The 19,584-nt window shown below is 65.9% G+C and carries 18 protein-coding genes; 11 read left to right on the forward strand and 7 right to left on the reverse strand.

Features of this window, described 5'->3' with window-relative positions; genetic code table 11:
* Positions 1-66: 66 nt before the first annotated feature.
* Positions 67-1,074, reverse strand: a complete 1,008-nt coding sequence (locus AB4Y42_RS01145) for a sterol desaturase family protein (RefSeq protein WP_368693132.1) — start codon at positions 1,072-1,074, stop codon at positions 67-69.
* 13 nt (positions 1,075-1,087) lie between these two features.
* The gene (locus AB4Y42_RS01150; protein ID WP_321927609.1) at positions 1,088-2,074 is read right to left on the reverse strand and encodes a beta-propeller fold lactonase family protein; all 987 of its coding nucleotides are present in this window, start codon (positions 2,072-2,074) and stop codon (positions 1,088-1,090) included.
* Between the two features lie 237 nt (positions 2,075-2,311).
* On the opposite strand from AB4Y42_RS01150, the gene AB4Y42_RS01155 reads away from it, so the two are divergent.
* Both AB4Y42_RS01155 and zwf read left to right on the forward strand, forming a co-directional pair.
* Positions 2,312-3,637, forward strand: a complete 1,326-nt coding sequence (locus AB4Y42_RS01155; protein ID WP_368693133.1) for an Nramp family divalent metal transporter — start codon at positions 2,312-2,314, stop codon at positions 3,635-3,637.
* A 229-nt stretch (positions 3,638-3,866) separates the two neighbouring features.
* Complete coding sequence (zwf, locus tag AB4Y42_RS01160; protein ID WP_368688284.1) at positions 3,867-5,342, forward strand: glucose-6-phosphate dehydrogenase; 1,476 nt, start codon at positions 3,867-3,869, stop codon at positions 5,340-5,342.
* A gap of 57 nt (positions 5,343-5,399) precedes the next feature.
* Here the strand turns inward: zwf and AB4Y42_RS01165 are convergent, their stop codons facing one another.
* Together AB4Y42_RS01165 and AB4Y42_RS01170 are read right to left on the reverse strand one after the other, a co-directional pair.
* Positions 5,400-5,549 (reverse strand): hypothetical protein, encoded by a 150-nt coding sequence (locus AB4Y42_RS01165; protein ID WP_368693134.1) that lies wholly within the window; start codon positions 5,547-5,549, stop codon positions 5,400-5,402.
* A 77-nt stretch (positions 5,550-5,626) separates the two neighbouring features.
* The gene (locus AB4Y42_RS01170) at positions 5,627-6,043 is read right to left on the reverse strand and encodes a MarR family winged helix-turn-helix transcriptional regulator (protein ID WP_368693135.1); all 417 of its coding nucleotides are present in this window, start codon (positions 6,041-6,043) and stop codon (positions 5,627-5,629) included.
* Positions 6,044-6,246: 203 nt separating this feature from the next.
* Here AB4Y42_RS01170 and AB4Y42_RS01175 point away from each other — a divergent pair, with 203 nt between their 5' ends.
* Together AB4Y42_RS01175 and AB4Y42_RS01180 are read left to right on the forward strand one after the other, a co-directional pair.
* Positions 6,247-7,311 carry an alcohol dehydrogenase gene (locus tag AB4Y42_RS01175; protein ID WP_368693396.1) on the forward strand — a complete coding sequence of 355 codons (1,065 nt, stop codon included), beginning with the start codon at positions 6,247-6,249 and terminating at the stop codon, positions 7,309-7,311.
* Positions 7,312-7,641: 330 nt separating this feature from the next.
* A complete protein-coding gene (locus AB4Y42_RS01180) occupies positions 7,642-9,777 on the forward strand; it encodes a tetratricopeptide repeat protein (protein ID WP_368693136.1) in 2,136 nt (711 codons plus the stop codon).
* Between the two features lie 43 nt (positions 9,778-9,820).
* On the opposite strand, the gene AB4Y42_RS01185 is transcribed toward AB4Y42_RS01180, so the two are convergent.
* Positions 9,821-10,039, reverse strand: a complete 219-nt coding sequence (locus tag AB4Y42_RS01185; RefSeq protein WP_028206128.1) for a hypothetical protein — start codon at positions 10,037-10,039, stop codon at positions 9,821-9,823.
* 188 nt (positions 10,040-10,227) lie between these two features.
* On the opposite strand from AB4Y42_RS01185, the gene AB4Y42_RS01190 reads away from it, so the two are divergent.
* From AB4Y42_RS01190 to AB4Y42_RS01205, 4 genes are all read left to right on the forward strand, one after another.
* Complete coding sequence (locus AB4Y42_RS01190; RefSeq protein WP_368693137.1) at positions 10,228-10,575, forward strand: DUF1330 domain-containing protein; 348 nt, start codon at positions 10,228-10,230, stop codon at positions 10,573-10,575.
* A 157-nt stretch (positions 10,576-10,732) separates the two neighbouring features.
* A complete protein-coding gene (locus AB4Y42_RS01195) occupies positions 10,733-11,179 on the forward strand; it encodes a hypothetical protein (RefSeq protein ID WP_368693138.1) in 447 nt (148 codons plus the stop codon).
* 79 nt (positions 11,180-11,258) lie between these two features.
* The gene (locus tag AB4Y42_RS01200; RefSeq protein WP_368693139.1) at positions 11,259-13,391 is read left to right on the forward strand and encodes a phosphocholine-specific phospholipase C; all 2,133 of its coding nucleotides are present in this window, start codon (positions 11,259-11,261) and stop codon (positions 13,389-13,391) included.
* A 266-nt stretch (positions 13,392-13,657) separates the two neighbouring features.
* The gene (locus AB4Y42_RS01205) at positions 13,658-15,100 is read left to right on the forward strand and encodes an NAD-dependent succinate-semialdehyde dehydrogenase (protein ID WP_368693140.1); all 1,443 of its coding nucleotides are present in this window, start codon (positions 13,658-13,660) and stop codon (positions 15,098-15,100) included.
* Between the two features lie 35 nt (positions 15,101-15,135).
* Here the strand turns inward: AB4Y42_RS01205 and AB4Y42_RS01210 are convergent, their stop codons facing one another.
* Positions 15,136-15,534 carry a GFA family protein gene (locus tag AB4Y42_RS01210; RefSeq protein WP_368688277.1) on the reverse strand — a complete coding sequence of 133 codons (399 nt, stop codon included), beginning with the start codon at positions 15,532-15,534 and terminating at the stop codon, positions 15,136-15,138.
* Between the two features lie 223 nt (positions 15,535-15,757).
* On the opposite strand from AB4Y42_RS01210, the gene AB4Y42_RS01215 reads away from it, so the two are divergent.
* Together AB4Y42_RS01215 and AB4Y42_RS01220 are read left to right on the forward strand one after the other, a co-directional pair.
* A complete protein-coding gene (locus tag AB4Y42_RS01215; RefSeq protein WP_368693141.1) occupies positions 15,758-16,816 on the forward strand; it encodes a catalase family peroxidase in 1,059 nt (352 codons plus the stop codon).
* Complete coding sequence (locus AB4Y42_RS01220; protein ID WP_368693142.1) at positions 16,813-17,358, forward strand: cytochrome b; 546 nt, start codon at positions 16,813-16,815, stop codon at positions 17,356-17,358. Before AB4Y42_RS01215 ends, AB4Y42_RS01220 begins: the two co-directional genes overlap by 4 nt.
* Positions 17,359-17,405: 47 nt before the next feature.
* Here AB4Y42_RS01220 and kdgT read toward each other — a convergent pair whose 3' ends face one another.
* The gene (gene kdgT, locus AB4Y42_RS01225) at positions 17,406-18,422 is read right to left on the reverse strand and encodes a 2-keto-3-deoxygluconate transporter (RefSeq protein ID WP_133180150.1); all 1,017 of its coding nucleotides are present in this window, start codon (positions 18,420-18,422) and stop codon (positions 17,406-17,408) included.
* A 289-nt stretch (positions 18,423-18,711) separates the two neighbouring features.
* Here kdgT and kduI point away from each other — a divergent pair, with 289 nt between their 5' ends.
* A complete protein-coding gene (gene kduI / locus AB4Y42_RS01230; RefSeq protein WP_368688273.1) occupies positions 18,712-19,548 on the forward strand; it encodes a 5-dehydro-4-deoxy-D-glucuronate isomerase in 837 nt (278 codons plus the stop codon).
* Positions 19,549-19,584 lie beyond the last annotated feature (36 nt).

Consider the following 19,584-nt stretch of genomic DNA (forward strand, 5'->3'; position numbering starts at 1 on the left):
CCCGAAACGCAACGAGGCGGCCCGAAGACCGCCTCGCACGAGGAACTCCAACGAACGCCGCGCAGCTCAGCGCGCCGCGTCCCCCAGCGGATACCCCTTGCCCGCGAGGCGCCGCGCGATGCGCACGACCGCGAACCACTGCTGCGCGAGCAGGCCTTCGCCATAGTTCGCGCCCCGGCCGTGCGGCGCGGGCAACTGGTCGCGAATGCCGGTCGGCTCATGCTCCTTGTTCCACGACGCCGTGCGGAACATCACGTCCCACCACGGAAACAGCACGCCGAAGTTGCAGCCGTAGCGCGTGCCTTCGTGGCCATAGCCGATCGCATGATGGCGGCGATGAAACGCCGGGCTCACGACGATGCGCTCGAGCAGCCAGCCAAAGTCGAGCCGCGCGTTCACGTGCTGCACGCTCTGCATGAAGTTGCTCACGGCCACGAGCACGACGAACTGCGAGGGCGGCACGCCGATAAAGAGCGAGATGCCCGCAAAGAACGCGGCCTGAACGATGTCGTCGAGGAAGTGGTTGCGATCGTCGCACCACAACGACATCTGCTGCTGGCTGTGATGCACGGCGTGCAGTTCCCACCACACGCCGAAGCGATGCTGCCAGCGGTGATACCAGTAGCCCGCGAAGTCGAGCACGACGAGATAGATCAGGAACGACACGATCGGCTTGTCGGTCAGGCCGGGCCAGAGGCCGTCCACGTCGATGTTCGGCACGCTGTAGATCGCCATCAGGCTCTGCCAGTGATTGAACACGGGCGTGAGCAGAAAGAAGAACGCGATGTTCAGAATGCCGAGTTTCGCGATCCACGTGTACCAGACGTCGGCGCGCAGCGCGCGGCGATCGCCCCAGTCTTCCGCGGGCCGCAGCGCTTCGAGCGGGCGCAGCAGCACATACGAGGCGCAAATCTGCAGCACGCCGACGATCACCCAGTAGAGCGCGTCATAGGTGTCCTCGTCGTAGCCCATCAGGCCGACCTTGTAGAAGATCGGCTGCACCACGTCCACGTAGACGAGCGTCTGCAGCCACGAAACGAGGTTGTCGGCCTGCGAAATCAGCGTATCGAGCATCGAGACTCCTCAATCAATCCGGGTTCGGCGCGTACACCGGCGCGCTGTTCGCGAAGTAGATACCGTGCGGCGAGCGGCCCACCGCGATCGTATCGATCAGTTTGCGCGTATTCAGGTCGATGATGCCCACGTGCTTCGCGAAACGGAACGTCACCCAAAGGTAACGCTTGTCCGCCGAAAGTTCCATGTCGTCGGGACCGGGGCGCAGGCCCGTGATGTCGGCGACTTTCGTGAGCGTCGTGTAGTCGAGAATGCTGATCGTGCTCTCCACGCGATTCGACACGGCGATATGTTTGCCATCGTCCAGATTGCGGAAGTTATGCGCGCCGCGGCCGGTCTGGATCTTTTTCACGACCGTGCGGTTGTGCCAGTCCACCACGGCCACGTTGTCCTCGCCCGTCATGCCCACGAGCAGGTACTTGTCGCCCGGGGTCATCCACAGGCCCGCGGGCGTGTTGCCCACGTGCAGCTTCCAGAGCACCGTTTGCGTCGGCAGGTCGATGGCGGCCACTTCGCCCGTGTCCTGCAGCGTGACGAATGCCGTTTTGTTGTCGGAGGCGAACGTGATGTGGCTCGGCGTTTTCCCGAGCGGAATGCGCTTGGCGATCGTGAGGTTCTTGCCGTCGTAGTGATAGACGTCCACGCGGTCGAGTCGCAGGCCCGCGGTCACGAACCATTTATGGTCGGGCGAAAAGCCGAGCTGGTACGGATCTTCGATCCCTTCGAGGCGGCTCTGCACCTGCCCCGTATGCGGGTCGAGGAACAGCAGGTCGTTCGACACCGAATCGGCGACGATGAGCGACTTGCCGTCGGGCGTGATCATCAGGTGGTGCGGTTCCTTGCCCGTGGGCTCGGTGCCGACCACGGTGCGGCTTGCCTGGTCGATGAGCGAGAGCTTCGCCTCGCCCGAGTCGAGCACGATGACCTTGTCGTCGGCGTGGGCGAGCGCGCCCCATGCGAGGCCGCCCATCAGCAGCGCAGTCGCGAACGGTTTTTTCATACGGACCGGTGTAAACGAAAAGATCGGGAATTCAGGCATTTCGTAAGGGAAAGAGAGCAGCGAAGGCGCGCCGCGCCGGTTTGTGCTGAGATAGCGCCAGGGCAGGCGCGCGGATTGCCTGCTTAACGCGTGAGGGCCCGATTCCGATGACGCACTTTCAACGTATTCACAAATGCTCGATGCGTGCCACAGGGCGATGGGCTGCGCCATCAGACCCCGGCACGCGCGAGAAGTTGCATGGATCATCGCGCCCGCGATGACGAGGTGCAGCGCGCCCCCGACGGCCTCACCCGCAACACGGCCGCCGCGGTGCGCGAAGCGCTCGAAGGACGCCGCCGCGGCGTCGCCCTTCTGCTGCCGCTCGCGGGTCCGGCCGTGGTCATCTCGGTGGCCTATATCGACCCCGGCAATATCGCGACCAACATCCAGGCCGGGGCGCGCTACGGCTACGCGCTGCTCTGGGTCGTGCTGCTCGCCAACGTCATCGCCATGCTGTTTCAGGGGCTTTCCGCGAAGCTCGGCATCGCCACGGGACGCAATCTCGCCGAGCTGTGCCGCGATAGCCTGCCTTCGCCGCTCGTGTGGCTCATGTGGGGCGTGAGCGAGATCGCGGCCATGGCCACCGATCTCGCCGAATTCCTCGGCGGCGCGATCGGCCTTGCGCTGCTCTTTCATCTGCCGCTGTTCGCGGGCATGGCGGTAACCGCCGTCGTGACCTACGCGCTGCTGTTTCTCCAGCGCGCGGGCTTCCGGCCGCTCGAACTGCTGATCGGCGCGCTCGTGGGCGTGATCGGCATCTGCTACATCCTGGAGCTTTTCATCACGCCGATCGAGTGGCAAAGCCTGTTGCGCCACCTCGCCACGCCACGCCTGCCCGACGCGCAGGCCGTGACGATCGCGGTCGGCATCATCGGCGCCACGGTCATGCCGCATGCGCTCTTTCTGCACTCGGGGCTCACCCAGGCGCGCGTGCTCGCGCGCAACGACGCCGAGCGCAAGCGGCTCGTGAAGTTTTCTAACGTCGAAGTGGTGGTCGCGCTTTCGGTGGCCGGGCTCATCAACATGGCGATGGTGGTGATGGCCTCCGGCGCGTTCCACCAAGGCTACGCGGACGTCGCCGAAATCGGGACCGCCTACCGCACGCTCGCGCCGCTGCTGGGCGCGGCGGCCGCCAGCATCTTCCTCGTTTCGCTGATCGCCTCGGGCATTTCGAGTTCGGTGGTCGGCACGCTCGCGGGGCAGATGATCATGCAAGGCTTCGTGAACTTTCGCATTCCGCTGTGGCTGCGCCGCGCGGTGACGATGGTGCCGAGCTTTGTCGTGGTGGCGCTGGGCGTGAACGCCACCGACGCGCTCGTCATGAGCCAGGTCGTGCTGAGCCTCTCGCTGCCGTTCCCGATGGCCGCGCTCGTGTGGTTCACGTGCCGCGGCGACGTGATGGGGTCCCATCGTAACCGCGCGCTCACGGCTGCGGCAGCCGTGGCGGGTGCGGCGGCGGTGCTCACGCTCAATGTCGTGCTGGTGCTCACGACCTTCGGCGTGGCGGTGCCGGGGCTCGGGTAAGGATCGGCTCGCTACCGCGCGATGGATGCATGAACGGCCGGTCGGTTTATCGACGACAGGGCGTCTCGCGCGACGCCTCGTTCGCGCCATGCGTGCAAACTCGCGCGAAACCATGCACCATTAGCGTTTTCGCCGCGCCCCGCTCTTGCGACCGGTGCGGGTTCTGCAACCGCGCGCTAGCGGTCGTGCTCAACCACGTTGCCCGAGCGCGCGTCACCTCCGACCTGCCATGACGAATCAGCCTGCCCAAGCCTTGCCCGAACAGCCCGTCGACATGATCATTTTCGGCGGCGGAGGCGACCTGGCCGCGCGCAAACTGCTGCCCGCGCTCTACATGGCGCACCTGCACGGCAACCTGCCGCCGGAAACGCGCATCATCGCCGTGGGCCGCAAGAACTGGACGATCGACGACTATCGCAAGTTCATGGAAGAGCAGTCGCGTCCGTTCATCGACGCGAAAGCGTTCGATGCGCAAGCGTGGGACCGCTATCTGAACCTGTTCCAGTACGTGATCATCGACGTGAACGATCCCGGCAACTACGCGAACCTGAAGGCGGCGTCGCGCGAGCATGCCCTGCGCGTGTTCTATCTCTCGACTTCGCCGGAACTGTTCACGACGATTTGCGACAACCTCACGGCGGGCGGCCTGATCGACGGCAGCTCGCGCGTAGTGCTCGAAAAACCGCTCGGCCACGATCTCGCCTCGGCGCAGGAGATCAACGAGTCGGTGGGGCGGCATTTCTCCGAATCGCAGATCTACCGGATCGACCACTATCTGGGCAAGGAAACGGTGCAGAACCTGATGGTGCTGCGCTTCGGCAACCCGATCTTCGGGCCGCTGTGGCAAGCGCCGTATATCCGCAGCGTGCAGATCACGGTGGCGGAAACGGTGGGCGTGGGCAGCCGCGCGGGCTTCTACGATCACACGGGCGCGCTGCGCGACATGGTACAGAACCACCTGCTGCAACTGCTGTGCATCGTGGCGATGGAGCCGCCCGTCTCGCTCGACCCGGACGCCGTGCGCGACGAAAAGCTCAAGGTGCTGCGCTCGCTGCGCCCCATGTCGCTCGCCGATATCGCGCGCGACACCGTGCGCGGCCAGTACGCGGCGGGCGCCGTCGACGGCCAGCCGGTGAAGGGCTATCTGCAGGAAGACAACGTGCCGCCCGACAGCAAGGCGGAAACGTTCGTGGCGCTGCGCGCGCACATCAACAACTGGCGCTGGGCCAACGTGCCGTTCTTCCTGCGCACGGGCAAGCGCATGCAGAAGCGCCAGTCGGAAATCGTGATCGAATTCGCGGACCTGCCGTTCTCGATCTTCCCGAGCGGCCCGCGCAATTACGGCAACCGTCTCGTGATCCAGCTTCAGCCGGAAGAGTCGATCCAGCTGCAGATGCTCGCGAAGGAGCCGGGCAGCGGCATGAACATGCTGCCCGTGAGCCTGAATCTCGACCTGCAGCAGGCCATTCCCGAGCGCCGCGCGGAGGCCTATGAGCGCCTGCTGATCGACGTGATTCGCGGCCGTCTCACACACTTCATGCGCCGCGACGAACTGGAAGCCGCATGGACGTGGGTCGAGCCGATTCTCGACGGCTGGAAGGAACTGAACGACCGCCCGCGCACTTACACGGCGGGCACGTTCGGACCGGCGGCATCGTCGGCGCTGCTCGCGCGCGAGAACATGTCGTGGGCCGAAGAGATGTAATGTGAAGGACCGCGAGCGCCGCGCTGCATGCGGGGCGCTCGCAGCATGTTTTTGGCTTTACTGATCGCCCGAATCCGGACGAAAAAGATCGAAGCCCGCGAATACGATCACACCGCTGAGCGCCATCAACGGCACCGAATGACGCCCGAGAAAAAGAACCCCGGCCGCAAGCCAGGTTGAAAGACAGAAAGCGCCGATGCGCCGCATGATGCCACTCCCTACTCTTTAATGCCCTTCTGAAGCGTGGCTGCGCATAACGCGTGCCGCGCGATTTCAACCCAACATCAGCCCAATGTCGCGCGCGCCGTGCGCAGACGCGACACCGTATCCACGAACGCCTCGCCGCCAAGCGTGCGCTTCAGGCGGCTCGCGACCGTCGCGCTCGCCGCATTGAGCGCCTCGCGTATCGCGATGGCCTGCGCCGTGGGCACGATCGCCACTTCGCGGCCGTCGCCATCCGTGCGCTGGCGCTCGACGTAGCCGCGCGCCTCCAGGCCGTCGAGCACGCGCGTGGCCGTGGGCCGCGCGATGGAGAGCAGCTCCGCCAGTTCGCGCTGCGGCAAACCTGGACGCTCCAGCACGGCGCGCAGCATGAAACCCTGCGGCGGCGAGAGCTCGAAGCGCTCGAAGGCTTGCGCCCATTCGCGCTCCAGGCGCCGCGCGAGCGCCGTGGTGTTGAAGTAAAGGCAATGATCGAACATGCGCACAGGATAACCCAATATAGTTAGCTATGCAACGATCTGCGCAGAAAGCGCATGTCTGCCCGCTGACAAATCAAGCGCACAGCAGCACAAAATAGAACGACCGGACGAATTTAGATCGCATCGGCTATGATGCAAAGACGCCGCAATCGTCTGGGCGGGCATGGCCGCCGTACACAACACTCACGGAGACATCGATGCAAATGCGCTGTTACTGCGTTATCCATCACGGCAAGCCGCTCGAACTGGTCGAGCGCGACGTGCCCGAGCCCAAAGGCACCGAGGTATTGCTGCGTGTGAAGGCCGCGGGCCTGTGCCATTCCGATCTGCACATCTGGGAAGGCTATTACGACCTGGGCGGCGGCAAGAAGCTCTCGCTCGCCGACCGCGGCATCAAGCTGCCGCTCACGCCGAGCCATGAAATCTGTGGCGAGGTCGCGGCGCTCGGCCCCGACGCGCAAGGCGCGCCGGAGGCGCTCGCGGCAGGCACGGCGGCAGTCGTGCATCCGTGGATCGGCTGCGGCGCATGCGCGGCCTGCCAGCGCGGCGAAGAGAATATCTGCGCGAAGCCGCAGTCGCTCGGCGTGCTGCGCGACGGCGGCTTTGCGGATTACGTGATCGTGCCGCATCCGCGCTATCTCGTGGATCTCGCCGGCCTCGATCCCGTCAAGGCCGCGCCGCTCGCCTGCGCGGGCGTGACGACGTATTCGGCCGTGAAGAAGTTCGGCGCGCGCATCCACGAAGGCCCCGTGGTCGTGATCGGCGCGGGCGGCCTTGGCATGATGGCGCTCGAAGTGCTCAAGGCGATGGGCGCACAAGGCGCGATCGTCGTGGACGTAGACCCCGCCAAGCGCGAAGCCGCGCTGGCGGCGGGCGCGCTCGCGGCCATCGATGCGCGCGCGGACGACGCCGTGCAGCAGATCATCGCGGCAACGGGCGGCGGCGCACGCGCGGTGCTCGACCTCGTGGGCGCGACGCCCACTGTCAAGCTCGCGCTCGACGCCTGCGCGCGCGGCGGCCACGTGGTGATCGTCGGGCTGATGGGCGGCGACCTCACGGTCTCGCTGCCCATCATCCCGATGCGGCCGCTGAAGATCGAAGGCAGCTACGTGGGCACGCTGCCCGAGCTGCGCGAACTCGTGACGCTGATGCGCGAAGGCAAGATGCAGCCTTCGCCCGTCTCCACGCGGCCGCTCACGGAAATCAACGAGGCGTTCGAAGCGCTCGTGCAGGGCAAGGTGGTCGGGCGGCAAATACTGGTGCCCTGATGCGTGGCATCGCGCGCGGCCTCATTCGGCCGCGCGCGATGATGAATCGTTCGGAATTCGAATCAATCGGGGAGATCGGCTCACGGTGACGATCCCCCGTTCTACGCGCGCAAGCGCCCCCCGAAGCCCTCCTACGGCCTACCCCCGGTGCTCGCTCCATTTTGCAAGCCATCTGCAAGCTTTTGCGGGCCAGATGCGCTTATCGCCCGAATAAGCGCACCGGATGCGCTCAATTCGCGCCGTTGACTGAGCACGAGCTGTCGTAATCTCGACACTGCCGCATTGTCCGTGTCGCCCACGCGCCGCGCCCCGTCTCTTACGATTTTCACTGTGACCATTTCGACGCCCCTCGCGCCCGCCCTCGACGACATCCTGCGCGCAGCCAATGCGCACTGCGAAGCGCACCGCTTCGCCGACGCGCTCGCGTTGCTCGAACCGCATGTCGGCGGCCAACCCGGGGCAACGGACGACGCCGCGCTCGCGCCGGCGCTCAATCTCGCGGCCCTGAGCGCGATGGGCACGGGCGACGCGGCGCGCGCCCAGGCGCTGTGGCAGCGCTGCCTCGCGGCAAAGCCCGACTTCGCGCAAGCGTACAGCGGCCTCGCCGCACTCTTTGCGGCGCTCGGCGTCCTCGATCAGGCCCAGGTGCTCTATGAACGGCTGCTGAGCCTCACGCCCGCCGATGCCGACGCACGCAGCAACCTGGGCGTCGTCCTGCAGCGCCAGACGCGCCACGCAGAAGCGGAAGCCGTCTTTCGCGCCGTGCTCGCGGACTGTCCCACGCACGCCGACGCCCACTACAACCTCGGCCTCCTGCTGCAGGGACAAGGCCGCCACGCAGAAGCCGAAAGCGCGTTTCGCGGTGCCATCGCCGCGAATGCGCGCCATGCGAAGGCGTACAACGCAATGGGCACCCTGCTGCGGGATCAGGCGCGCGGCGATGAAGCCGCCGAGGCCTTTCGCCAGGCCCTGCTGATCCACCCGCAGTATCCGGAGGCACTCAACAATCTCGCCACGCTGCTCAAGGCGTCCGGCAAGCTCGCCGAAGCGGAACTCGCGGTTCGTCTGGCGCTGCAGATTCGCCCCAACTTCATCGATGCGCTGAACAACCTCGGTTGCGTGCTCACCGACCTCAAGCGCGTGCCCGAGGCGGAGGTGGCGTTCCGCCAGACGCTCGCACTCGCGCCGAATCACGCCGAAGCGCAGTACAACCTCGGCGTCGCGCTGCATACGCTCGAGCGGCTGCCCGAGGCCGAGGCGGCGTACCGCGAAACGCTGCGCCGCCTGCCGGGCCGCGTCGAGGCCTATAACAATCTCGCCTGTGTGCTGATGGCGCTCGGGCGCCGCGCCGAAGCGTTCGAGGTGCTCCACGAAGCCGTGGCCGTGCGGCCCGATTTCGCCGAGGCGCACTTCAATATCGCGAGCCTGCACAAGGAGTACGGCCGGCTCGACGAAGCGGAGGCCGGCTACCGCCGCGCGCTCGACGCGAACCCGGAATACGGCGATGCGAAATTCCGCCTCGCCACACTGCTCATCAGCATGGGCCGCTTCGTAGAAGGCTTCGCGCGCTACGAATGCCGCTACACCATGCCCGGCTTCGTGCATCACGCGACGCAGCGTCTGCTGCAGTGTCCCGCCTGGCAGGGGGAGCCGCTCGCCGGCAAAGCGCTGTTGCTGTGGCAGGAGGACGGCCTCGGCGACATGCTGCAATTCGGACGCTATGCGCGCGTACTCAAGGAACAGGGCGCGGCGCACGTCGCGTTCGCCTGCCAGCCGCCGCTGCAGCGGCTCTTTCGCGGCGTGGACGGCATCGACGTCGTGCTCGGCCATGAAGCCGGCGCGGCGGCAGCCGGCCAGTTCGACTACTGGGTGAGCCCGATCAGCGTGCCCCACCGCCTGGGCACGACGCTGGAGACGATCCCCGCGCCGCTCGTCTACATGCCCGAGCCGGCGCTAGTCGAGCACTGGGGCGCGCGCCTCGCCACGCTCGCGCCGGGCCCGCGCATCGGCATCGTCTGGAAGGGCAACCCGAAGCATTTCAACGACACGCACCGCTCGCTGCCCTCGCTGGCCGCGCTCGCCCCGCTCTGGAACCTGCCGGGCGTGCAGTTCGTGAGCCTGCAAAAAGGCCAGGGCGAAGACGAAGCGCAGAATCCGCCTGCGAGCCTGCCGCTGCTGCACCTCGGCAGCGACGTGCACGATTTCGTCGACACCGCGGCGATCATCGCGCAGCTCGATCTCGTGATTTGCGTGGATACGTCCACGGCGCATCTGGCGGCGTCGCTCGGCAAGCCGTGCTGGGTGCTGCTGCCGCAGTACGACCTCGACTGGCGCTGGATGCACGAGCGCGAAGACTCGCCGTGGTATCCGGGCACGATGCGCCTGTTCCGCCAGCGCATGAACGAAGCGTGGAGCGCCGTCGTGGAGCGCGTGCGCGCGGCGTGCGCGGAACGCTTCGGCGTTTGAAACTTCGCGGGATTTCGGGGGATGAGGGAGGCGCTCGCGCGCCTCAATCCCAGATGTTGCGGAACGCCACGGCGGCGATCACCGGCACGCACATCACAAGCGGAATGGCGAAGTACGGAATCTCCAGATCGACGACCCACTTGTAGACGATCCAGCCGATACCCAGCGCGAGCGTGAGCACGCCCACGAGCGCCGTGAGGGTGTTCAGCAGCCACGTGGGCGGCTGCTTTCGCGCGGGTTTATTCTCGGGTGACGGGTTCATGGCGGCGATGGCGGAAAGCGAAGGCGTCTCGATCCGGAGTGCGGATGGTGGGTATTTTACCCCGCGGCACGCCTTCAGCCTAAGCCCACCGCACCCGCGGTCTTTACCTCCCAGGTAATCGATTCCGTGCCCGGCGCGCCCTATTCTCGCAAGCGTGGCCCCACCCTTTCACGCTCACGAGACCTGCCATGACCGCCTACGCCATTGCCCACCTGCGCGACGTCGAACCCTGCCCCGCCATCGTCGAATATCTGGAGAAGATCGACGCCACGCTCGCCCCTTTCGGCGGCCGCTTCGTCATTCACGAAGGCCGCGTGGAGCGGCTCGAGGGCAAGTTTTCCGGCGACCTCATCATGATCGAATTTGCGAGCCGCGAGATCGCGCGCGCGTGGTATCGCTCCAGCGCCTATCAGGCGATCCTGCCGCTGCGCGCGGAGCACTCGCGCGGCGAAGTGTTCCTGATCGATCAGGTCGAGATGCCGCATCGCGCGACCGATGTGCTGCGTCCCGCCCACGAAAACGGCTCGGCGAAGTGAAAGCATTTCGTTAGCTCGCAACCAGCAGCGAATGCTTTTCGCGCGGCACGTTTGCAAAGGAAATTCATCGCCTGCAAACGTTTTCGTGCGTTTCACAATTCTTTCTTCATCGACGGCGAAACTGTGCGCGACCCATCCCCACAGAACGGATGCGCACATGAGAATACGCCGTCCCAACCGCGTGCCGACGACCCTGTCGACCGCGGCGATCGTTGTACTCGCAACCATCATGCTCGATGCATGCGGCCCGGGCTACGGCTCGTCGGCGGCTTCGTCGACGCCCGATCCATCGGAAAGCCAGAGCGCCGCAACGCAATCGCCATTGGCGAACAGCGCGCGCATCACGCCGCTGCCGACCGACACGAATGCGGCGGCGAATGCATCGACAAACACCTCTGCGAACCCGAGCGCCATACCCGCTTATGGCGCGAACGCGGCAACCGCCGCGAACACCGCGAGCGACCCCGTGCAAGGCGCACAGGCCAGCCTCGCCGCCGACAGCGACCAGGTCACGCCGGTCCTGAGCTACGCGCCTGGCGACAACGCGCAGACCCAGGCCAGCAACGGCAACGATTCCAGCAGTCCCGCAACATCCAGCCATTGAAGCATTGCACCTGCGTGCCCTTGCGCCAGTGCGCCGTCGGGGCACGACACTCCAACCCCAAGCAGAAAGGTGAGCAACAATGACGTCAAACAGCCGTCGCCGTTTCCTGCAGACCGTCGCGCAATCGGGCGCCGCCGCCGCAGCGATGACCGTTCTTCCCGAATCGATTCGCAATGCGCTGGCCATTCCGGCCAATTCGCGCACGGGCACGATCCGCGATGTCGAGCACATCGTCGTGTTCATGCAGGAGAACCGTTCGTTCGACCACTACTTCGGCCATATGCGCGGCGTGCGCGGCTATAACGACCGCCTGCCCATTCCGCTGCCGGGCGGCCTGCCGGTGTGGTATCAGCCGTCGAAGGAAGACGCCACGAAGCCCGTGCTGCCGTTCCACCTCGACACGTTCAAGACGAGCGCGCAATGCGTGGGCGACCTCGACCACTCGTGGTACCCGACGCAGTACGCGATCAACAACGGTCTGTACAACCAGTGGCCGCAGTACAAGACCGACATGACGATGGGCTACTACCTGCGCGCGGACATTCCGTTCCACTACGCGCTGGCCGACGCCTTCACGGTGTGCGACAACTACTTCTGCTCGCTGCCTGGCCCGACGCACCCGAACCGCTCGTATCTGATGACCGGCATGGTCGATCCGACCGGCACGATGGGCGGCCCGCTGCTGGACAACAACGACTACGTGGATGGCGACGTGCCGCCCACGTACCAGGAGCTTTCGTGGACGACCTACCCCGAGCGCCTGCAGGCCGCGGGCATCTCCTGGCAGATCTACCAGCAGGGCACGAACGGCAGCGACCCGCTGAACGGCAACTACGGCACCAACATCCTGCAGAACTTCGCGAACTTCATCAACGCGCAGCCCGGTTCGGCGCTCTACCAGCGCGCGCAGACGGTGCGCACCATCGCCGACCTCAAAAACGACGTACTCCAGAACAATTTGCCGCAAGTCTCGTGGCTGCTGCCGCCCGCTGCGTTCTCGGAGCACCCGAAGTACACGCCGGCCTATGGCGCGGAATACACCTCGCAGATCATCGAAGCGCTGACTTCGAATCCCGATGTGTGGAGCAAGACCGTGCTCTTCATCATGTATGACGAGAACGACGGCTTCTTCGACCATATCGTGCCGCCGCAGCCGCCCACGACGTCCACGCAGGGCAAGTCGACGGTGAGCGTGGACGGCGAAATTCACAACGTGATCAACCCGGCGGGCCGCGGCGGCAAGTACACCGCCGACGGCCTGCCCTACGGCCTCGGACCGCGCGTGCCGATGACGGTCGTCTCGCCGTGGACCAAGGGCGGCTTCGTCTGCTCGCAGGTGTTCGACCACACGTCGGTGATCCGCTTCATCGAGGCGCGTTTCGGTGTGCAGGAGCCCAACATCACGGCGTGGCGCCGCGCGGTGTGCGGCGACCTCACCACGTGCTTCGACTTCCGCACGCCCGACGCCACGATGCCCACGCTCCCCGACACGAGCAACTACATGGCGCTCGCCGACAACCAGTGTTCGGCCAACTCGGCACCCACGGTGCCGGCCACGCCGCTGCCGATCGACGCGCAGGAGCCCGGCGTGCGCTACGCGCGCGCGCTGCCCTACGAGCTACATGTGAACGGGAAGGCCGAAGCGCAGAACAACACGCTGTCGATCACGTTCGCGAACAAGGGCCGCCAGGGCGCGCACTTCTACGTGTACGGCACGAACCGCAGCGACGGCCCGTGGCGCTATACGGTCGAAGCCGGCAAGGCGCTCGACGAGACGTGGGGCCTCACCGTGACGAACGGCGTCTATGCGTTCGAGGTGCATGGCCCGAACGGCTTCCTGCGCCGCTTTGCGGGCACGGCCGCGCAATCGGGTCCGGGCAAGTCGGGCCGCGCCCCGGAGCCTACCGTGACGGCGCACTACGACGTAGCCAACGGCAACCTCTTCCTCAGGTTCTCGAACGCGGGCAGCAGCGTCGCGCACCTGAACGTGAGCGACAACGCCTATGGCGCGCACGAGCGCAACGTGGTCGTGCCGGCCGGCGCGCAGATCGACGAAGTCTGGGTCCTCGCCTCGAGCCATCACTGGTACGACCTCACGGTCACGAGCCGCGACGACGCGACGTTCGCCTGGCGCTTCGCCGGACACATCGAGAACGGCCGGCCGAGCATCAGCGATCCGGCGGCCGTTGCGCCGGTCACAAAGCTGAACTGAGCCCGACGCAAGCCACTGTTTTACGATTTCTTTTCTGTTTCTCTATTTGCGGCGCCTTCGGGCGCCGCTTTTTTTTGCGCAGAAGATCCGCTTCGTCTCAAAGTGTGGGTAAAAGGGGCCAACGACACCTTCGCGATGGCATGCCCTGCAGCCTCGGCAAACCAGTGGCACAATGGGCGCTCCGCATTTTCCGGCGCCCGCCCGCGCGCATTGCCGTGCGCGCGGCGGGCGCCTGTCGTTGAACCGTTGACAAGGATCGTCCCATCATGAGTTCCAGCGTGAAGCCCTATCCCGACACCCAGATCTACATCGACGGCGCATGGCGCGCCGGCGCGAAGACGATTGCCGTGATCGACCCCGCGACCGAAGCGGAAATCGGCCGCCTGAGCCTCGCCAGCGAGCAGGATCTTTCGGATGCGGCCACCGCGGCCGAGCGCGCCTTCCGCGCATGGCGCAAGGTCTCGCCGCTCGAGCGCAGCAAGCTCATGCGCCGCGCCGCGCAGCTGCTGCGCGACCGCGCGGACGACATCGCTGCGATCATGACGCGCGAACAGGGCAAGCCGTTCGGCGAAGCGAAGCTCGAAACGCTCGCGGGCGGCGACACGATCGACTGGTTCGCCGAAGAGGGCCGCCGCACCTATGGCCGCGTGATCCCGTCGCGTTCGGACGCCGTTCGCCAGATCGTCACGCGCGAGCCGGTGGGTCCGGTCGCCGCGTTCACGCCCTGGAACTTCCCGCTCAACCAGGCCGTGCGCAAGGTGTCGGCCGCACTCGCCTCGGGCTGTACCGTCGTGCTCAAGGGACCGGAAGAAACGCCGGCCAGCTGCGCCGAACTCGTGAAGGTGTTCGCCGACGCGGGCCTGCCCGCCGGCGTGCTGAACCTCGTGTTCGGCGTGCCCGCGGAAGTGTCGTCGTACCTGATCGCGCATCCGGCGATCCGCAAGATCTCGTTCACGGGCTCGACGCCGGTGGGCAAGCTGCTCGCCTCGAAGGCCGGCGAGCACATGAAACGCGCCACGATGGAGCTGGGCGGCCACGCCCCCGCCATCGTGTTCGCCGACGCCGACGTGCCGCGCGCCGCGAAGCTGCTCGCGAGCGCGAAGTTCCGCAACGCGGGCCAGGTGTGCATCTCGCCCACGCGCTTCATGGTGGAAGACGCTGCGTACGACGAGTTCGTCGAGCACTTCGTCGCGACGACGCGCGCGATCAAGGTCGGCAATGGTCTCGAAGACGGCGTGCAGATGGGCCCGCTCGCGAACGACCGCCGCCTCGCCGCCATGGAACGCCTCGTGGCCGACGCGCGCGAACAGGGCGCGAAGGTGCTGACGGGCGGCGAGCGCGTGGGCCGCGAAGGCTACTTCTTCGCGCCGACCGTGCTCACCGACGTGCCGCTTTCCGCGCGCATCATGAACGAAGAGCCGTTCGGCCCGATCGCGCCGATCTCGCGTTTCTCGAGCTACAAGGACGCGATCGTCGAAGCGAACCGTCTGCCGTACGGTCTCGCCGCGTATGCCTACACGCGTTCGAGCGCGACCTCGGCCGCACTTTCCGACGACGTAGAAACCGGCATGCTGTCGATCAACCATCACGGCCTCGCCCTGCCGGAAACGCCGTTCGGCGGCGTGAAGGACTCGGGTTACGGCTCGGAAGGCGGCAGTGAAGCGATGGAAGCCTATCTCGTCACGAAGTTCGTGACCGAGCATCGTTGATCGCTTCACGCTGAAAACGCGCGCGCTTCTCTGGCTTACGGCCCGGGAAGCGTACGCGGATATTGCGGCAAGCCGTCCGCGAGATGCACCCAGGCCAGCTTTTGCGAGGTCCAGCTGTGATTTTCGGGCGGCGCGTCGTCGGGACGATCGAGCGTGCCGGTCGCGACGTCGATCTCGCCCGCGAACGCCGCATGCCGGTAGGTGAGCGGCGTGCCGCAATCGGCGCAGAACGCGCGCTCGACACCGGGACTCGACACATGCGTTTTCGTTGCGCCCGCAACGAGCTGGAATGCACTCCACGGCACACTGAGCCAGCCGACGAACGGCGCACCCGTTGCGCGCCGGCAATCCGCGCAATGGCATACCGTGCTGCCAACCGGCGCAGCCGAAATCTGGTAGCGGACCTTGCCGCATAAACAGCCGCCAGTCAGCATCGCTCTCTCCTTCGCGCATCTGTTTCGCTTAACACTTTCAGCGCTGCAAACCCGCCCGCCCGAGCATCGTTGCACGATTTCGATTTGGGCATGGAATAAACCGCAGTGACGTGTTGTTGACGCCAGTAACGCCCCTCGGGCCATCGACTGGATCCATCATGCATACACTCGCACACTTTTCGCTTTCGCATGCGTTGCAGCGCGCGGGCAGCGGAGCCCGCCCGTGAACCGTGCCCCGATCTGCATGCCATGCCGGCTCGCGGCCATTGCGGTGGTGGTGGGTTGCGCTGGCGCGGCATTTGCATGGACGGCCGGCTGGCTCACTCCGAAGCGCCTCACCGCGCCGCATATCATCAATACGTTCGAGTCGAACTACGGCATCCATACGGGCTATCGGCGCAATCACGCCAAGGGGCTCTGCGTGGATGGCTGGTTCGAAAGCAACGGCAACGGCGCGCAGGTCTCGCGTGCGGCCGTGTTCGCACCCGGACGCACGCCCGTGATCGGACGCTTCGCCATTCCCGGCAGCAACCCGGCCGCGCCGGATGCAAGCACGCCCGTGCGCAGCATGGCGCTGCTGTTCCAGTTGCAGGACGGCGAGCAGTGGCGCACCGGCATGAATTCCGTACCGATCTTCGTCGTTCGTACCCCGAAGCAGTTCTATAGCCAGCTGGTCGCCTCGAAACCGGACCCGGCAACGGGCAAGCCCGACCCCGCAAAGCTCGACGCCTTCTTCCAGGCTAACCCGGAGACGCTGCCGTTCCGCCAGTGGCTGAAGGCGCACCCGCCCGCCTCCAGTTTTGCGAATACAGCGTTCTATAGCGTCAACGCGTTCGTCGCGACCGATGCCGCTGGCAACCAGCATGCCGTGCGCTGGCAGACCGTGCCCGAGGTGGCTTATGCACCGCAAACGCCGGCAGAAAAAGCCGACCCGAACTTCCTCGCCGACGACTTCACTACGCGTTTCGCCGGAGGACCGCTACGCTGGCATCTGGTGCTCACGGTCGCCGCACCCGGCGACCCCACGAACGACGCCACGCAGTCATGGCCCGCGGACCGCCAGCAGATCGACGCCGGCACGCTGGTCCTGCAGCGCGCCGAGCCGCAAGCCAACGGCATGTGCCGCGACGTGAACTACGATCCGACCATCCTGCCCAACGGCCTGAAGCCTTCTGACGACCCCTTGCTCGCCGCCCGTTCGGCAGCGTATGCCGTTTCGTTCAATCGACGCACGCGCGAGGAAGCCAACCTCGCGCCAACGCATGGAGGCGCGCAGCCATGAAACAACCGGGCCAACACTTCAGCGCACTCCAGCGCCTGCTGCACTGGTCGATGGCAGTCCTGATCGTCACGATGCTGTTCGTCGGCGTGGGGATGGTCTCGACCGTCTCGAGGCTGCATGACACCTTGATCGCGTTCCACCGGCCGCTGGGTATCGCGCTGCTCGCGCTCGTGCTGCTGCGCCTGGCCGTGCGGCTCACACGCGGCGCGCCGCCCTTGCCCGCCGATCTGCCCATCTGGCAGCGCCTCGGCGCGCACGCCTCGCATCTCGCGCTCTATGCATTGATGATCGCCATGCCGCTGATCGGCTGGTCGATGCTATCGGCGGGCGGCTATCCCATCATGATGTTCAGCGGTGTGCACCTGCCGCCGATCGTGCCGCATAACGTGACGCTCTATGCATGGCTGCGCGCCGCGCATACATGGCTCGCCATGGCGCTCTATGCGACCGTGCTGCTGCATCTGGGCGCCGCGCTCTTTCACGCGCTCATTCGCCGCGACGGCGTGCTCGCCAGCATGGCGCGCGGAGAGGCACGCAGTTGACGTGCAGTTCCTGCGCGTGCAAAGCGCGCAGGAACCCGGCCTGTGAATCAAACGTGCGCATCACGCCCGGCCACTGGCGGCACGGGCGGTTCCATGAGTTCCTGAAGCAGCGCCTCGCGCGCGCTTCGGCGGCGCACCCATAGCGCCGTGAGCATCGGCACGAGGATCGCGGTCACGAGGCAGGCGGTGGCGACCATCGCCGTTGCCGCTGGAACGAGCGGCTTGAAACGCGGAATCATCTCGCCGATGATGGCCGGATTCGCCACCGCCGCGCCCGCCGTGGACGAAGCCGCGAGCCCCGCCGCACCGTTGCCGCCCGCAATCAGGCGATCGGCAAGAATCAGCGGAATGCCGGTCACGACGATCACGCCAAGCCCTAGCACCACGCCCGGAATGCCGCTCGTGACGATCACGTTGAGATCGATGCCGTTGCCAAGCGCAAAGCCAAAGAACGGGATGAGCGGATGCACGCAGCGGCCGAACAGCTCGCGCAGGTCGCTATCGAGATTGCCCAAGGCAAACCCGATCAGAAACGGTAGCACGGCGCCCACGAAAAGCCGCGGCTCGAAAAAGGCCACGCCGGTCGCGCCGAGGATGATCATGCTGACGAGCGGCCCCGACTCGACCGACATCAGCACGAACGCGCCCGCCTCTTCCTTCGTGCCGTATTGCTGCATCACGGCCGCGTAGAGGCCGCCGTTGGTCATGTCCATCGAGGTCGTGATGGCGAGCACCGAGAGCCCGGCGAAGAGCCCGGTTTTCACGCCGTCGACGGGGATGAAATGCGCGGCGACCAGCGTGGCGACCCAGGCCACGATCATCTTCGTGACGAGCAGCGTGCCGGACTTGCGCAGCACGGTGCCGGTCGCGCGCAGGTCGATCGTCGCGCCCATGCAGAAGAACCAGACCGCGAGAATCGGGACGGTGCCGGTGATCAATCCATTGGTGAACGAACCAAAGTATTTGCCCGCGCCCGGCGCGAACGTATGAACACAGGCGCCGAGCAGCAGCGGCACCAGCATCAGGCCGCCTGGTATGCGGTCTATGGCCTTCTTCAGCTTCATGCCTCCTCCGTGGACTTTGCATCCGGTTGCCGGATCGGCACGTCGGCGCGTCCGGCTTTTTTCTCGCGGTGCTCCCTTTCCGGAAACAGGATAGCAGCGTGAAAGGAACGCCGTTCCGATTTTTACGTGGAAAATCGTCCACGTTTACCCGCTAACGCCTCACTATGTGGGCAGAGCGCTTGCCAAACACACTATGGCGTCGCAACATTCCGGACCGATGTTCCGAAAATTCGAATCTGCACTATAGTCCACGAGAGACGGGGCACCGCCCATCCGACGGAGACATGGCATGGAAGTCAGACAAAGCCTCAACAGCGAATACGCGAAGACGCTCGACACGGCGGGACTGCGCCGCGAGTTCCTCATCGAACGCGTGTTCGAGTCCGATGCGCTGACGCTCACCTACAGCCACGTGGACCGCATCATCGCGGGCGGCGCGATGCCCGCCACGCGCGCGGTCGAGGTGAGCGCCGCGCTCGGCAAGTCGATCGGCGTGAGCTATCTGCTGGAGCGGCGCGAACTGGGCGCGATCAATATCGGCGGCGACGGCTGGGTCGACGTGGACGGCGTGCGTCACGCGGTACGCAACGAGGAAGCGATCTATATCGGCAAGGGCACGCAGGCCGTCGCATTCGGCAGCGACGATGCGGTGCGGCCCGCGAAGTTCTACCTCAACTGCGCACCCGCGCATACGGCGTATCCCACGCGCACCATTTCGCTATCCGAAGCATCGCCGCAAGCGCTCGGCGAGGCGGCCACGAGCAACCGGCGCACGATCTACAAGTTCATCGTGCCGGAGGTGCTGCCCACCTGCCAGCTTTCGATGGGGATGACCAAGCTCGAACCCGGCAGCCTCTGGAACACCATGCCGTGCCACACGCACGAGCGGCGCATGGAGGTGTACTTCTATTTCAACGTCGCCGACGACGCCGCCGTCTTCCACATGATGGGCGAGCCGCACGAAACGCGGCACCTCCTCGTGCACAACGAACAGGCCGTGATTTCGCCGAGCTGGTCGATCCACTCGGGCGTCGGCACGCGCGCCTATACGTTCATCTGGGGCATGGTCGGGGAGAACCAGGTATTCGGCGACATGGACCATCTCGCCGTGCGCGATCTGCGCTGAACTCCACACCGGCATCGACCTACGACACGAGGTCCG

This window comes from Paraburkholderia sp. EG286B (genome assembly GCF_040965655.1).
Taxonomy (GTDB): Bacteria; Pseudomonadota; Gammaproteobacteria; order Burkholderiales; family Burkholderiaceae; genus Paraburkholderia.